This is a genomic window from Streptomyces sp. NPDC031274, from assembly GCF_055570235.1.
On sequence record NZ_JBVIHP010000005.1, the window covers coordinates 332932 to 347673 of the forward strand.

Annotated in this window: 12 protein-coding genes; 4 read left to right on the top strand and 8 right to left on the bottom strand. The window is 71.0% G+C overall.

Annotated elements, in window-relative coordinates; translation table 11 throughout:
* Positions 1–267 precede the first annotated feature (267 nt).
* From ACZ5CR_RS11640 to ACZ5CR_RS11655, 4 genes are all read right to left on the bottom strand, one after another.
* Complete coding sequence (locus ACZ5CR_RS11640; protein WP_468856130.1) at positions 268–876, bottom strand: ATP-binding protein; 609 nt, start codon at positions 874–876, stop codon at positions 268–270.
* A 169-nt stretch (positions 877–1045) separates the two neighbouring features.
* Positions 1046–1816, bottom strand: coding sequence for an enoyl-CoA hydratase/isomerase family protein (locus ACZ5CR_RS11645; protein WP_468856133.1), 771 nt, complete (start codon positions 1814–1816; stop codon positions 1046–1048).
* Positions 1817–1880: 64 nt separating this feature from the next.
* Positions 1881–3122: a L,D-transpeptidase gene (locus ACZ5CR_RS11650; RefSeq protein WP_468856135.1), complete on the bottom strand. Its 1242-nt coding sequence runs from the start codon at positions 3120–3122 to the stop codon at positions 1881–1883.
* Between the two features lie 181 nt (positions 3123–3303).
* A complete protein-coding gene (locus tag ACZ5CR_RS11655; protein WP_468856138.1) occupies positions 3304–4503 on the bottom strand; it encodes a L,D-transpeptidase in 1200 nt (399 codons plus the stop codon).
* A gap of 221 nt (positions 4504–4724) precedes the next feature.
* On the opposite strand from ACZ5CR_RS11655, the gene glgX reads away from it, so the two are divergent.
* From glgX to ACZ5CR_RS11670, 3 genes are all read left to right on the top strand, one after another.
* The gene (gene glgX / locus ACZ5CR_RS11660; RefSeq protein ID WP_468856140.1) at positions 4725–7121 is read left to right on the top strand and encodes a glycogen debranching protein GlgX; all 2397 of its coding nucleotides are present in this window, start codon (positions 4725–4727) and stop codon (positions 7119–7121) included.
* A gap of 75 nt (positions 7122–7196) precedes the next feature.
* Entirely contained in the window at positions 7197–8162 is a 966-nt protein-coding gene (locus ACZ5CR_RS11665; protein ID WP_468856141.1) for a LysR family transcriptional regulator, read from the top strand.
* A gap of 88 nt (positions 8163–8250) precedes the next feature.
* On the top strand, positions 8251–9621 hold the full coding sequence (locus ACZ5CR_RS11670; protein ID WP_468856144.1) for a carbohydrate-binding protein: 1371 nt from the start codon (positions 8251–8253) through the stop codon (positions 9619–9621).
* A 75-nt stretch (positions 9622–9696) separates the two neighbouring features.
* Here the strand turns inward: ACZ5CR_RS11670 and ACZ5CR_RS11675 are convergent, their stop codons facing one another.
* The 4 genes from ACZ5CR_RS11675 to ACZ5CR_RS11690 all read right to left on the bottom strand — a co-directional run bounded on the left by ACZ5CR_RS11675 (position 9697) and on the right by ACZ5CR_RS11690 (position 13306).
* A complete protein-coding gene (locus ACZ5CR_RS11675) occupies positions 9697–10326 on the bottom strand; it encodes a response regulator (RefSeq protein WP_468856147.1) in 630 nt (209 codons plus the stop codon).
* Positions 10319–11554, bottom strand: coding sequence for a sensor histidine kinase (locus ACZ5CR_RS11680; protein ID WP_468856226.1), 1236 nt, complete (start codon positions 11552–11554; stop codon positions 10319–10321). Before ACZ5CR_RS11680 ends, ACZ5CR_RS11675 begins: the two co-directional genes overlap by 8 nt.
* A 67-nt stretch (positions 11555–11621) precedes the next feature.
* Positions 11622–12407 carry an ABC transporter permease gene (locus ACZ5CR_RS11685; protein WP_468856149.1) on the bottom strand — a complete coding sequence of 262 codons (786 nt, stop codon included), beginning with the start codon at positions 12405–12407 and terminating at the stop codon, positions 11622–11624.
* On the bottom strand, positions 12404–13306 hold the full coding sequence (locus tag ACZ5CR_RS11690) for an ABC transporter ATP-binding protein (RefSeq protein ID WP_468856151.1): 903 nt from the start codon (positions 13304–13306) through the stop codon (positions 12404–12406). Before ACZ5CR_RS11690 ends, ACZ5CR_RS11685 begins: the two co-directional genes overlap by 4 nt.
* Positions 13307–13582: 276 nt before the next feature.
* On the opposite strand from ACZ5CR_RS11690, the gene ACZ5CR_RS11695 reads away from it, so the two are divergent.
* The coding region (locus ACZ5CR_RS11695) for an ABC transporter transmembrane domain-containing protein (RefSeq protein WP_468856153.1) at positions 13583–14742 on the top strand (1160 nt) is incomplete at its 3' end.

Below are 14742 nucleotides of genomic sequence, written 5' to 3' on the forward strand. Positions count from 1 at the left end.
CACCTTTAAAGTGTCACGATTCGTTACGATATGAACGGTTAAGTACTTTTGGATCCGCGGGGCCCGTCTGCCATAGTCGGAGCCACGACCCCCATTGACCCGGGCTCGGTCGTCATCAGCGCCGCGGACCACACCCCTTTGTCCGTGGCGCTCCGCCAAGCCCCCGCAGTGCCGCAACCGGCAACCGGGGGCTTTCGCGTCTCAGCGACGTACGTTCCCCCAGTGACGCACGTCCCCTCAGTGACGTACATCCCAGCGGTCCACGCCTCAGCGGTCCGCGACCCGCATCTCGAACCACGTCGTCTTGCCGCGCGGCAGCAGGTCCACGCCCCACCGGTCGGAGAGCTTGTCGACCAGGAAGAGGCCGCGGCCACTGAGGTCGAGCTCGCCGACGGGCATCAGGCAGGGCAGCCCGCGCGAGGGGTCGCGCACCTCGACCCTGATCCAGCCGCGCCGCCGCATCATCCGCAGCCCGAAGACACGGGCGCCGGTGTGCCGCACGGCATTGCCGACGAGCTCGGAGGTGAGGAGCACCGCGTCCTCGGTCAGCTTCGGCGAGAGCCCCCAGTGCCGGAGCACCACGACCTGCGCGAGCCGGCGCGCGATGGCGGCGGACTCCGGGCGCGACGGCAGCCGAACCTCCGCGTCCGTCGGATTACCGAACAACTCCAGCGCCTTCAGAGCGTGTTCGTCCTCGACCGCCGGCGACCAGCGTGCCGCGGTCGCACTCCCGTGTCGCCGCGGCTGTTCGATACCCTCCAGCCCCGCCATGCCCCCATCATGGCCGCACGGAAGGCGTTCTGGGGCCGTTCCGACGGAATAAGCCCCCCGGAACCATCCGTTCCGGGGGGCCGTGTGGGCATATGCCGTTGGCAAACAGAACCCTGCGGCACCCCTTCTGACCTGCGATGACTACCCGCTTACGGGTGATCACTTAGGGCCTCGGGAGGGGTAGGCTTAAGGTTCTCTTAAGCTACGCATAAACCGCTCCTTCGAGGGACACTTTGGCTGACGTGCCCTCAACTGATCGCTTCGCGGCGGAACTTCAGAGGAATTTCGCCTTGCCCGGGCCCTCCTCGACGAAGCTGCGCATGCCACGCTCACGGTCCTCGGTGGCGAACAGACCCGCGAACCAGGTGCGCTCGATCGCGAGCCCGGTGTCGATGTCCGTCTCCAGGCCCGCGTCCACGGACTCCTTGGCGGCGCGCAGCGCGAGCGCGGGCCCCTGCGCCAGGCGTGCGGCCCACTGGTGCGCCTGCTCGTACACCTCGGCGGCGGGCACGACGCGGTCCACCAGGCCGATGGTGAGCGCCTCGTCGGCCTTGACCATGCGCCCGGTGAAGATGAGGTCCTTGGCCTTGGACGGGCCGATCAGACGGGACAGGCGCTGGGTGCCGCCCGCGCCGGGGATCAGGCCGAGCAGGATCTCGGGCTGGCCGAGCCTGGCGTCGTCGGCGGCGATGCGGAAGTCGGCGCAGAGCGCCAGCTCGCAGCCGCCACCGAGCGCGTAGCCGGTGACGGCGGCGACGACGGGCTTGGGGATGCGGGCGACGGCGGAGAAGGATTCCTGCAGGGCCCGGGACCGCACGACCATCGCCGCGTGGTCCATGGCCTGCATCTCCTTGATGTCCGCGCCCGCCGCGAACACCTTCTCGCCGCCGTAGATGATCACGGCGCGTACGTCGTCGCGCCGTGTCGCCTCCTCGGCCAGCTCCTTGAGCCGGTCCTGAAGGGCGATGTCGAGCGCGTTCATCGGGGGGCGGTCGAGGCGGATCGTGCCCACGCCTTCGGCGACTTCGAGATGCACAGATGTCATGCGGGGCACGTTAGCCGTGCCCCGCATGACCGTGCGGGCGGGTCGGGCTACGCCCGGAGGAAGGTCAGGCCTTCCACTTCTCCCAGGACATGTTCCAGCCGTTGAAGCCGTTCTCGGGCTGGATCGTCTTGTCCGCGGAGTTCTTCACGACCACGAGGTCCCCGATGAGGGAGTTGTCGAAGAACCATCCGGCGGACGTCTTCTTGCTGTAGCCGCCGCGCACATCGCTCAGGCCTATGCAGCCGTGGCTGGCGTTCGTGTTGCCGAAGGCGCCGCCCGACCAGTAGTTGCCGTGGATGAACGTGCCCGATGTGGACAGGCGCATCGCGTTCGGGACGTCCTTGATGTCGTACTCGCCGCCGAAGCCGACGGTCTCGCCGTTCATGCGCGTGACCTTGAGCTTCTCGCTGATGACCATCTGGCCGTTGTACGTCGTCGTGCCGGGTGCGCCCGCGGTGATCGGGATCTTCTTGATCTGCTTGCCGTCGCGGACGACCTTCATCTGGTGCGACTTGGCGTCGACGGTGGAGACCTGGCTGCGGCCGATCGTGAACTTCAGGGTCTTGGCCTGCTTGCCGTAGACCCCGGGCCGGCCCTCGACACCGTCGAGGTTGAGCTTGACGGTGACCTTCGTGCCCGCCTTCCAGTACTTCTCGGGACGGAAGTCGATGCGGTCGTTGTCGAACCAGTGCCCCTCGACCGGCACGGACGGCTCGGTCTTGACCTCGATGGCCTTCTCCACGGCCTTCGGGTCGGTGATGCCCCGTGTGAAGTGGACCGAGAACGGCATTCCGACGCCGACCTTCGAGCCGTCCTCCGGCGTGAACTGCCCCACGAAGGTGTTCTTCGGGGTCAGTGTCGTGAACGACGTGTCCTTGGCGGACTCACGTCCCTCGGAGTCCTTGGCCGTCGCGTGGACCTTGTACTTCGTGGAGGCGGCGAGGTGGTGCGCGGGCGTCCAGGAGGCGCCGCCCGAGGTTATCTTTCCCGGGACCGGATTGCCCTTGCTGTCCTTGACCTCGACGTCCGTCAGCTTGCCCTTGTCGGCCGCTATCTTCAGTGCCCCGTTGGTGGCCACCGCGTCGGCGCCGTCCTTCGGGGCTATGGTCACCACCGCCGCCGACGGCGCGTTCTTGTCGGCCTCGCCCTTGCCGTCGCCGCCCGAGTCCGAGCCGCCTCCCCCGCCGCATGCCGTGACCAGCAGCAGCGCCGCACCCGATGTCACCGCAAAGAGGCCTTTGGTGCCCCGTCGCCGCGCGCGCCCCCGCGCACCAACCGACGTCCCCGATATCGGTCGCCCGTTCAAGATGTGTCTCCCCTCGCACGGCCTGGTCAGGCCCGCACCCCAGTGCATCTGCGCGCACAGACACGCGCCAGCGCTAGATAACCACACGGTCCTGACCGATGACTCCCCGCCAATGTCACTGTTCAGTCCCAACTGCGTACGGGGGTGCGGGGCCTGCCTCAGCTGTGGGGCGAGTCCCGCCTCAGTCCTGGTCCGTGGGCTTGGCTTCCGGCTTGGAGCCGGGCGGTGCCGTCCAGTCCTTCCACTCCATGTTCCAGCCACCGAGCCCGTTGTCAGGAGCGACTTTCTTGTCATCACTATTGACAACTTCCACCACATCACCAATCAGACTGCGGTCGAAGAACCACCCCGCCGGGGTCTGTGAGCTGCCGCCCTTCACATCGCGCAGGCCCACACAGCCGTGGCTGACATTTGTGTTGCCAGGGGCGTCGGGCGACCAGTAGTTGCCGTGCAGGAAGGTGCCGGACGTCGTCAGGCGCATCGCGTGCGGGACGTCGGGGATGTCGTACTCCCCGCCGAAGCCGACGGTGCGGCTGTTCATCCTGGTCACCTCCAGCATCTCCGTGACCACCATTTTCCCGTTGTACGTGGTGGATTTGGGGGCGCCCGCGGTGATCGGGACCGTGGAGACGACCTCGCCGTCGCGGCGTACTTCCATGGTGTGTTCGGCGGCGTCGACCAGGGAGGTCTGGCTGCGGCCGACCGTGAAGGAGAAGCTCTTGTCCTGCAGGCCGTAGGCGCCGGGGGCGGCCTCGACGTCGCGCAGGTGCAGGCCGACGGTGACCTTCGTGCCGGGCTTCCAGTACTTCTGGGGGCGGAAGTCCAGGCGGCCGTTGCCGAACCAGTGCGGTCGTACGTCGACCTCCGGGTCCGCGGTGACGCTGATGGCGCGCTGGACGGCCTCGCGGTTCTCGACCTCCCGGTTGAACTCCAGGGAGACGATCATGCCGGTGCCGACCGTGGAGCGGTTCTCCGGTGTCACATAGGCGGTGAACCGCTCGTCGGGGACGTACGTCGTGAACGTCGTGTGCCGGGCCGAGCGGCGGCCGTGGCCGTCGAGGGCCACGGCGTCCACCGTGTACTTGGCGCCGAGCGCCAGGCCGCCCCCGTCCAGCGGCTTCCAGGTCATGCCGTCCTCGGCGATGCGGCCGGGCACGGGAGCCTCCCGCGCGTCCTGGACGCGGACGGCTTTCACCGATTCGAGGCGTCCGTCGGGGACCTCGACCTTGAGCTGTTCGTCGCCCTTGACTCCCTTGCTGCCGTCGTCGGGTGTCACCCGGATCGCGTCGGCGGGTGACCGCGGCTTGCCCATCAGCTGGTCGATGCCACCGCCGTCACCGCTGCACCCCGCGGCTCCCGCGAGCAGTCCTGCCCATGTCATTACGGCGGCCAGCGCGGCCCCTGCGCGCCGTGCGCGCCTCGCTACCTGTCTCACGCCCGTCCCAACGACCGTCCCCCTCCTGGGGAAACGTGAGTGCGACGCACACGCTGGGCAGAACAGTGAGAAGGACGGCACGGGCCCGCGGGTCCGCGCGCGCCGTCCGGTCTGGTACGCCCCTGCCGCCGGGACGCGGCAGGGGTCGAGCCGCAGGAGGCGGATGGGTGTCCAGCGCAGCCGAACAGGAAGCACTCCAGGATGAGGGCGGGCGGCGCGGGACGGGCGCGACCGCGGTGAACGGCAGGGCAGCCGCCGTGCAGGGCACGTCGGCGAAGGCGCGCGCCACTGCCCGGGACACCTCGGGCGCGTCCGGCATGCCCGTGTGGCCGGGGGCGCCGACGCCGCTCGGCGCGCGGTTCAGAGTGGGGCCCGACGGGGTCGCGGGCACCAACTTCGCGCTGTGGGCGGGGGGCGCCCAGGCCGTCGAGCTCTGCCTCTTCGACGATGAGGGTGTTCAGACGCGCGCGCCGCTCACCGAGCTGACGCACGAGATCTGGCACGGCTTCGTGCCGGGCGTCCTGCCCGGGCAGCGCTACGGCTACCGCGTGCACGGCCGCTGGGACCCGTGGACGGGCGCCCGCTGGAACCCGGCGAAGCTCCTCCTGGATCCGTACGCGCGTGCGGTGGACGGCGACTTCGCCACGTACGGCCTGCCGCCCGAGGTGTACGGACACGTGCGGGACTGGCCCCAGCAGCATGTGGCCGACACGGTGCGGGACGACCGGGACTCGTCCGCTTACGTCCCCAAGGGCGTGGTCGTGCACGACGACGCCCCGGACGACGAGTGGGCGGACGACCGGCGCCCGAAGACGCCGTGGGCGGACTCGGTCATCTACGAGGTCCACGTACGCGGCTTCACGAAACTCCACCCGGGGATTCCGCGGGAGCTGCGGGGTACGTACGCGGGCCTGGCGCACCCGGCGGCGATCGAGCATCTCCTGCGGCTCGGTGTGACGGCGGTCGAGCTGCTCCCGGTGCACCAGTTCGCCCATGAGGACCACCTCCTGCGAAGAGACCTGAGGAACTACTGGGGCTACAACTCGATCGGCTACTTCGCACCGCACGCGGCGTACGCGGCGTCGGGCACGCGGGGTGAACAGGTCGGCGAGTTCAAGCGGATGGTGCGGGCGCTGCACGAGGCCGGGATCGAAGTGATCCTTGACGTGGTCTACAACCACACGGCGGAGGCGGGCGAGCTCGGCCCGATGTTCTCGCTCAAGGGCATAGACAATCGCGGCTACTACCGGCTCCAGGCGAACGACGCCCGCCGTTACACGGACTACACGGGCTGCGGGAACACGCTCCAGGTGGTGCAGCCGCACGTCCTTCGCCTGATCACGGACTCCCTGCGCTACTGGGTGACCGAGATGGGAGTGGACGGCTTCCGCTTCGATCTGGCGGCGGCGCTCGCCCGCTCGTTCCACGACGTCGACATGCTGTCGCCCTTCCTCGCGGTGATCGCGCAGGACCCGGTGCTGCGGCGCGTGAAACTGATCGCCGAGCCGTGGGACGTGGGGTCGGGCGGCTACCAGGTAGGGGCCTTCCCTCCTCTGTGGACGGAGTGGAACGACCACTACCGCGACGCGGTACGCGACTTCTGGCGGGGCGCGCTGCCCGACGTGCGGGATCTGGGCTACCGCCTCTCCGGGTCGAGCGACCTGTACGCGTGGGGCGGGCGGCGTCCGTACGCGTCGGTGAACTTCGTGACGGCGCACGACGGATTCACGCTGCGGGACCTGGTGTCGTACGAGCACAAGCACAACGAGGCCAACGGCGAGGAGAACAGGGACGGCACCAACGACAACCGCTCCTGGAACTGCGGCGTCGAGGGCGAGACGGCGGATGCGCGGGTGGCGGAGCTGCGGCGGCGGCAGCTGCGCAATCTGCTGACGACGCTGCTGCTCTCGACGGGGGTGCCGATGCTCGTCGCCGGGGACGAGATGGGCCGTACGCAAGGAGGCAGCAACAACGCGTACTGCCAGGACAACGAGATCAGCTGGGTGGACTGGGGTCTCCTTGAGGAGCCGGGGTGGGCGGCGCTGTGTGATCTGACGTCCCGCCTGATCGCCCTTCGGCACCGGCATCCGGTGCTGCGGCGGCGGGCGTTCTTCTCCGGCCGCGCCCATTCGGTGGACGGGCTCCGGGACCTGGCGTGGTTCACGGCGCGCGGGACGGAGATGACGGAGGGCGACTGGTACGCGCCCGCCGCGACGCTCGCCATGTATCTGTCGGGGCTCGACATCCCGGGACGGGACGCCCGGGGCGAGCCGATCGTCGACGACAGCTTCCTCGCGATCCTCCACGCGGCGGACCGCCCGGGGAGCTTCATGCTGCCGGGGACGCCGTGGGCGCGGGCGTACGAAGTGGTGGTGGACACCTCTCTGGAGGAGCAGGGGGACGCGCCGGGCGCCGTGCTGCGCGCGGACACGGCGGTCACGGTGGCCGCGCGGTCGGTGCTGCTGTTGCGGGTGCGGGACGGGGAGCCGGGCGGGGAGGTGGACGGGCAGGTGGACAGGCAGGTGGACGGTCAGGTGCACGGGCAGGTGGACGGGGAAGGCTGACGCCGCCCGGCCGCCGTCGACATTGGTCCGGACCTGACCATTGCCGCGCTCCGGGCCACGGGTCAAGCTCGGCCCATGGACCTGGAGTTGCGGCACCTCAAGACGATCCGGGCGATCGCCGACGCGGGCAGCCTGACCAAGGCCGCCACCGCGCTCGGGCTCGCGCAGCCCGCCCTGAGCGCACAGTTGAAGCGGATCGAGCGCGCCTTGGGCGGGGAGCTCTTCGAGCGGGGGCGGCACGGGGTGCGGGCCACCGCGCTCGGGGAGTTCGTGCTCGCCCGCGCCCGGGTCGTACTGCCCGCGGTCAGCGGGCTGCGGGAGGAGGCGCTGCGGTTCGGCCGGGCCCGGGAGGGCGGCGCCGGGTTCCGGCTCGGGGCCACGCACGGGCCGCTGCTCGGCGCCCTGGTGGACCGCCTCGCCGCCGCGCACCCGGGGGCCCGGGTGACGACCCACACCTCCTGGTCGGAGCGGGAGATCGCGTCCCGCACGGCCGACGGGCGCCTCGACTTCGCGCTGGTGGGGACGTGCGGGGCGAGCCCGCCGCCGCGGAGCGAACTGCTCGTGTGGCGGGAGGTCGCCCGTGACCCCGTCTTCGTCATGCTGCCGACCGACCATCCACTGGCCGCTCGTCCGGAGATCGACCTGGCCCGGCTCGCGGACGAGGCGTGGACGGACGTACCGGGCGACGGCTGCTTCGCGGACTGCTTCACCGCGGCGTGCGCCCGCGCGGGGTTCACGCCTTCCTCCGTGTACGAGACGGACGTGGCGTCCTGTGTCCATCTGGTCCAGGTGGGGCGGGCGGTGGGCCTGTGCCGGGCGACGTTCCCACCGACGCCGGGCCTGGTGACCCGGCCGCTCTCCGGAGCGCCGCTGTACTGGCGGCACCTGCTCGGCTGGCACCCGGCAACGCCGGCCCACGACACGGCGCCCACCGTCTTCGCGCAGGCCCGCGCGGCGCACGCGGAGGCGGCGGCGCGCAGCGCGAGCTATACGGCTTGGTTGGCCGCGCCTTCCATAACGCCGGACCCGGGGGTCAACTGACAGCTACTGACGGGCAGTTGAGGCTTCTACGGTGTGGGCTGTCCCCGCTCGCCCCTCGAAGCCCGCCTCGCAACCGAGGAGATGCCCCATGCTCCCCACCCACCACAGACGCGCCGCGGCGGCGTGCGCCGCGTTCGCCGCGGCCGGTGCCCTGGTCCTCGCGGGTCTGCCCGGCACCGCGAACGCCCAGGCCGATCCGTCCGTCTCCCCTTTGCCCTCCCCCGCCGAGACCGCCGCCGTCGGCAGGACATCGCCCGAGGTCCTGCAGGCCATGCGGCGGGACCTCGGCCTCACGTCGGCGCAGGCCGAGGCCCGTCTGGTCAACGAGGCCGAGGCCGGCGCCGTCGCGGGAGCCCTGCGGAACGCCATCGGCCGGGACTTCGCGGGCGCCTGGGTGCGGGGGGCCACATCGGCGCGGCTCACCGTGGCGACCACCGACGCCTCGGACGTCCCCGCGATCGAGGCGCGGGGCGCGCGTGCCGAGGTCGTACGGCACTCCGTCGCCCAACTGGACGCGGCCAAGGCGAAGTTGGACCGTGCCGCGAAGAAGACGGCTACGCGCGACGCTCCCGTCTGGTACGTCGACGTACGGTCGAACGCGGTCGTGGTGCGCGCCGTGCGGCCCACCGCGGCCGAGTCTCTTGTATCCGCCTCGGGCGTCGAGCCCTCCCTCGTACAGGTCGAGAAGACCAAGGAACGGCCGCGCCCGCTGTACGACCTCGTGGGCGGTGAGGCGTACTACATGGGCGGCCGGTGTTCCATCGGCTTCCCGATCACCAAGGGCGCGCAGCAGGGCTTCGCCACGGCGGGTCACTGCGGGCGCGCCGGCACCGCGACCAGCGGCTACAACCAGGTGGCCCAGGGCACGTTCCAGGCATCCATCTTCCCCGGCAGGGACATGGCCTGGGTCGCCGCCAACTCCCAGTGGACAGCCACCCCGTACGTGAAGGGCCAGGGCGGGCAACGGGTCGGCGTCGGGGGCTCCACGCAGTCCCCGGTGGGTGCGTCGATCTGCCGTTCCGGCTCCACTACGGGGTGGCACTGCGGCACGGTCCAGCAGCACAACACCAGTGTCACCTACCCCGAGGGCACCATCAGCGGCGTGACGCGGACGACGGTCTGCGCGGAGCCGGGTGACTCCGGTGGCTCCTTCATCTCCGGGAGCCAGGCGCAGGGCGTCACGTCCGGCGGCTCCGGCAACTGCTCCAGCGGCGGGACGACGTTCCATCAGCCGATCAATCCGCTGCTGCAGCAGTTCGGCTTGACGCTCAAGACGACCGGGGGCGGCGATCCCGGTCCCGGTGAGCCCGAGCCGGGGGGTACGTGGGCCGCGGGAAAGGTGTACGCGGCGGGTGACTCCGTCACCTACGGCGGGTCGACTTACCGCTGCTTGCAGGGGCATCAGGCTCAGTCCGGCTGGGAGCCGCCCAACACCCCGGCGCTGTGGGCGGCCACCTGACCGGCCGTCCACCGGCCGCGGTCCGCAGGTGGCCGGACTCGCGGCTCCCCGCGCCCCTTACGGGGCGCTTCGGCCTCAGCTCAGGATCCCCCGGCTGTACGCCGTAGCCACCGCCGCCGCCCGGTCGTTGACGCTCAACTTGCCGTAGATGTGGGTGAGGTGCGTCTTGACCGTGGCCTCGCTGACGAAGAGTTCCGCGGCGATCGCACGGTTCGACGTGCCCTTGGCGACGAGCGCGAGCACCTCCCGTTCGCGGGTGCTCAGCGGTTCGTTGCCGGGGGCACGTACGCGTGAGACGAGCCGGGACGCGACGGCGGGCGAGAGGACCGTGCGGCCCTGGGCCGCCGCGCGGACCGCGGTGAACAGGTCGTCGCGGGGCGCGTCCTTGAGGAGGTAGCCGGTCGCGCCCGCCTCGATCGCGGGCAGCGTGTCGGAGTCCGTGTCGTACGTGGTCAGGACAAGGACCCGGGCGCGTGCGCCGCGCCTCCTGAGTTCGGCGATCGCGTCGACGCCTCCCCCGCCCGGCATACGCAGGTCCATCAGGACGACGTCCGGGTCCAGGCGCTCCACCAGGGCGACGGCCTCGACGCCGTCGGCCGCCTCGCCGAGCACCTCGAAGCAGGGGTCCGACTGGAACATGCCGCGCAGGCCGTCCCGTACGACGGGATGGTCATCGACGATGAGGAGAGTGATCAGGTCAGCCATGGCGGACCAACGGTACGCGAGCCGAGAGCGCGGTGCCGTTCCCCGGTTCCGATTCGACGGTGAACGAGCCCGCGATGCGTTCGGCGCGGGCCCGCATGCCGTCGAGGCCGAAGCCTCCTGAGCCGCTGCGCTGGACGAGGGCCAGCGGGTCGAAGCCGCGGCCGTCGTCGCGTACGTCGAGGGCGACCTCCCCCTCCATGTAGGAGAGGGTGACGCCGAGGCGGGTGGCGTCCGCGTGCCGGTTGGCGTTGGAGAGGGCCTCCTGGACGATGCGCAGGAGGGTCGCCTCGATCTCCTCGTGCAGGGGCTCGGCGGGTCCGGTGACCGTGAAGTCGGCGCGGACGCCGGTGCGTTCGGCCCACTCCATGACCGTCTTCTTCAGCGCCTCGGGCAGCGCGTCGTGCTCCAGGGCCGTCGGGGAGAGGTTGTGGACGGAGCGGCGGGCCTCGCCGAGGCTGTGCCGGGCCAGGTCGGCGGCGCGGCCCAGGTGCTCGCGGGCCAGCTTCTCGTCGTCGGCGTTCGCGACGACCTGGAGCTGGGCGATGATGCCGGTCAGGCCCTGCGCGATGGTGTCGTGGATCTCGGCCGCGAGCCGGCGCCGCTCGTCGGCGACGCCCGCTTCCCTTGCCTGGACGAGGAGTTGGGCGTGCAGGGCGGCGTTCTCGTCCATGGCCTGCTGGAGTGCGGAGTTGGTGCGTTCCAGTTCGACGATGGTGGCGGCCGCGTCGAGGGCGCGCTGGTCCTCCTGCGCCGCGAGGTGGGCGAAGACGGCGAGCAGCGCGACGTTCACCGCGAGCAGCCCGCCGAAGACGGCCCAGCCCAGGTCGCCGTGCGGCGGAAGCCCGCCCGACTGGGAGCCCGCCATGATGATCGCGGTGGCGAAGAGGCCGGGCTTGACCAGGCGTGGGGGCAGCAGCCGTTCGGCGCCGAAGTAGCCGGCGACGGCGTAGAACGCGAAGAACGGGTTGATCCAGGTGAGGACGAAGGCGATCGCCCAGCGCAGGGCGTAGTAGAGGGTGCCCGCGGGCGAGGGGCCCGGCCGGGAGCGGGCGAGCACGCTCCACCACGCCTGGAGGGCGAGCGCCGCGACGACCAGGGCCGCTGCCACGGACCACGAGCCGGGGCCCATGCCGACGACGCCACTCGTGGCGGCCGACATGAGGACGCCGAACCCGAGCAGGACGTAGGGCCCCCAGCGGTAGAACGTGCCCCAGCGCTGCTCGATCATCTTCGTGGCGTCCGCCGTACTCGTGCTCACGTCTCCAGTGTCGTCGACCGGACAGGTCACGCGCGGCTCACTCCCACCGGAACCAGCGCGTGGCCGCCGCCGACAGGGCCACGACCCACAGCGCGAGCACGCCGAGGTGGTCCAGGCCGGGCCAGTCGCCGCCCGCCGCTTCTCCCAGGGCCTGGGCGGCGGCGCCGAGCGGGGTGACCTCCACGACGCGGGCGAGCGCGTCCGGCATCGCCTGCACCGGCAGCCAGACGCCCGCGCTGAACATCATCGGGAAGAAGACGGCGGAGCCGATCGCGGTCGCTGCCTTCGTCGTACGCGAGATGGCGGAGACCACGGCTCCGAGCGCGAGCCCGCACAGGATGGCGAGGAGCAGCGCGAGGGCGTAGCCGAAGGCCTGGCGCGGCAGGGCCACGTCGAAGGCCAGGCGGCCCACGGTCAGGGAGAGCAGGGACGAGACGAGCGCTGCGGCTCCGTGGATGCCCATCTGCGCGCCGAGCACGGCGGAGGGGCGGACCGGGGTCGCCGACATGCGGCGCAGGATGCCGCGTTCGCGGTAGCCGGTGATCAGCGACGGCATGGACTGCACGCCCGCCATGATCAGGGAGAGCAGCACCGTCACGGGGACGTAGGCGTCGACGAGGCGGATGCCGCCCAGTGAGGCGTCGGTCTCCCGGAAGGAGGGGATGGAACCGAGGATCACCAGGAGGATCGTGGGGAACACCATGATCCAGAAGAGGGCGCCCGGCTCGCGGCGGAAGATCCGGAACTCGGCCTTGAGGACGGCGGCCGATGCCCTGTTCTTCGCGGCGGCGTGGGGTGCGGCGACGGCGGTGGTGGCGGTCATGCCGTGGCTCCCGTCAGGTCGAGGAACGCGTCGTCCAACGTGGCGTCGGAGACCCGGAGTTGGCGGGCGGTGATGTGGTGCCGGGCGAGCAGCGTGATGGCGGCGTTGACCGTCTCGTCGGTGCCATTGAGGGTGTAGCGGCCGTCGCGCTGGTCGACGGAGATCAGCCCCGGCAGGGCGGCGAGCTCTCGCTCGTCAAGGGGCGCCGACGGCGTGAAGGACATGACGGTGGATCCCGCGGCCCGGCTGATCAGGCCCGCCGGGCTGTCGAGCGCGGCGATCCGCCCCTTGTCGATGACCGCGATGCGGTCGCAGAGGCGCTGGGCCTCCTCCATGAAGTGCGTGACGAGCAGGACGGTGACACCGCTGTCGCGTACGTCCTCGATGAGCTGCCAGGTGTCGCGGCGGGCGCGCGGGTCGAGCCCGGTGGTGAGCTCGTCGAGCACGACGACCCTCGGGTTGCCGATCAGCGCGAGCGCGATGAACAGGCGCTGCTTCTGGCCTCCGGAAAGCTTGCCGAAGCGGCTGTCCAGTTTGTCGGTCAGGCGCAGGCGTTCGGCGAGGGGGCGCCAGTCGGCGGGGTTCGGGTAGAAGGCGGCGTACAGCTCCAGGGCCTCGCGCACCGTGAGCTTCGCCTGCAGCTCGCTCTCCTGGAGCTGGGCGCCGAGGAGCCGGGTGACCTGGTCGTGATCGGCGACGGGGTCGAACCCGGCGATGCGGACGGTTCCGGCGTCGGGGACACGCAGGCCCTCGACGCACTCCACGGTGGTGGTCTTGCCCGCGCCGTTGGGGCCGAGGACGCCGAAGATCTCCCCCTCCTCGACAGCGAAGGACACACCGTCGACGACGGCCCGTCCGCCGTAGGCCTTGCGCAGGTCGTGCACTTCGATGATGGGCATGTGTCGAGACTCGCCGGTGGGCGGGGGTCCGGGCATCGCCCATCGCGCTCGACGCGGCATCAGCCGATCGGTTGATGGAGGGGTACGACTTTGCCGGTGCGGCCTGGTCGTGGGCCACGCGGCGTCTGGTCATCGGGCCACGTGGCGCCGGGTCGTGGAGCCACGCGGCGTCTGGTCGTGGAGCCACGTGGCGTCGGGTCGTAGGACCAGCGGACGAGCGGGGACGGTCCAAAACTCGGTGGGCTCTGTCAGTGCCCGTCCGTAGGCTCGCTCCTGATGCCGAAACCAGATGCACCGACCAAGGACCCGGCCGAGGGACCGATCGAGGACCCGACCGAGGGCCCCGCCCGGGAGACGTCCGCCGCGCGGACGCTGCTTCGGCTGTGGCCGTATGTCCGTCCCGTGCGAACTCGCCTGTTCAGCGCGGCGTTCGTCGCGATCATCGCCTCCTGTACGGGGCTCGTCTTCCCCCTCGTACTGAAGTGGCTCGTGGACGGCCCGGTGGCGGACCGGGATCTCGGCGGGGTCTGGCTCGGCGCCCTGCTCCTGCTTCTGCTCGGTGTCGCGGAAGCGCTGCTCTTCGGTCTTCGGCGATGGCTGGTGGCGCGGCCGCTCGCCTCGGTCGAGGCGTCGATGCGGGCGGATCTCTACCGCCATCTGCAGCGGCTCCCGGTGGCCTTCCACGACCGCTGGGCCTCGGGACAGCTGCTTTCGCGCGGCACGACGGATCTGATGCTCCTTCGGATGTTCCTCGCCTTCCCGCTGACGTTCCTGATCGTGAACGGGACGACGATCGTGGTCGGCATGGTCATTCTGCTGGCCCAGGACTGGACACTGGGTCTCGTCCTCCTCACCCCGCTGGTGCCGCTGGTGATCGCCTGCGCGTACTTCGAGGGCCGGTACATGGCCGTCGCGCGGCGGGCGCAGGACCAGGTCGGCGATCTGACGACGGTCGTCGAGGAGAGCGTGCTCGGCATCCGCATCATCAAGGGCTTCGGCCGCCACCGCAGTCAGGCGCGCGCGTTCCATGAGCACTCGCACACGTTGCGGGGCACGGAGCTTGCCAAGGCGCGGCTGCTCGCGGCGATCTACGCGGTGATCATGACGTTGCCGGAGATCGCGATCGGTGCGGCGCTCGTCCTCGGGACGGTGCGGGTGGCGGAGGGCGACCTGTCCACGGGCACGCTGGTCGCGTTCCTCTCGACGGCGCTCGCGCTGCGCTGGCCGGTGGAGTCGATCGGGTTCCTGCTCGCGATGAGCCAGGAGTCGGCGACGGCCACGGAGAGGTACTTCGAGGTGATGGACGCGGAGCCGGAGTCTTCAGTGGCGCCGGAGTCTTCGGTGGTGGGGGGGGGGGGGGGGGGGGGGGGGGGGGGGGGGGGGGGGGGGGGGTTTCCCGTGCGTGGGGGGTCTTGTCCAGCGGAGACCCCAGAGCC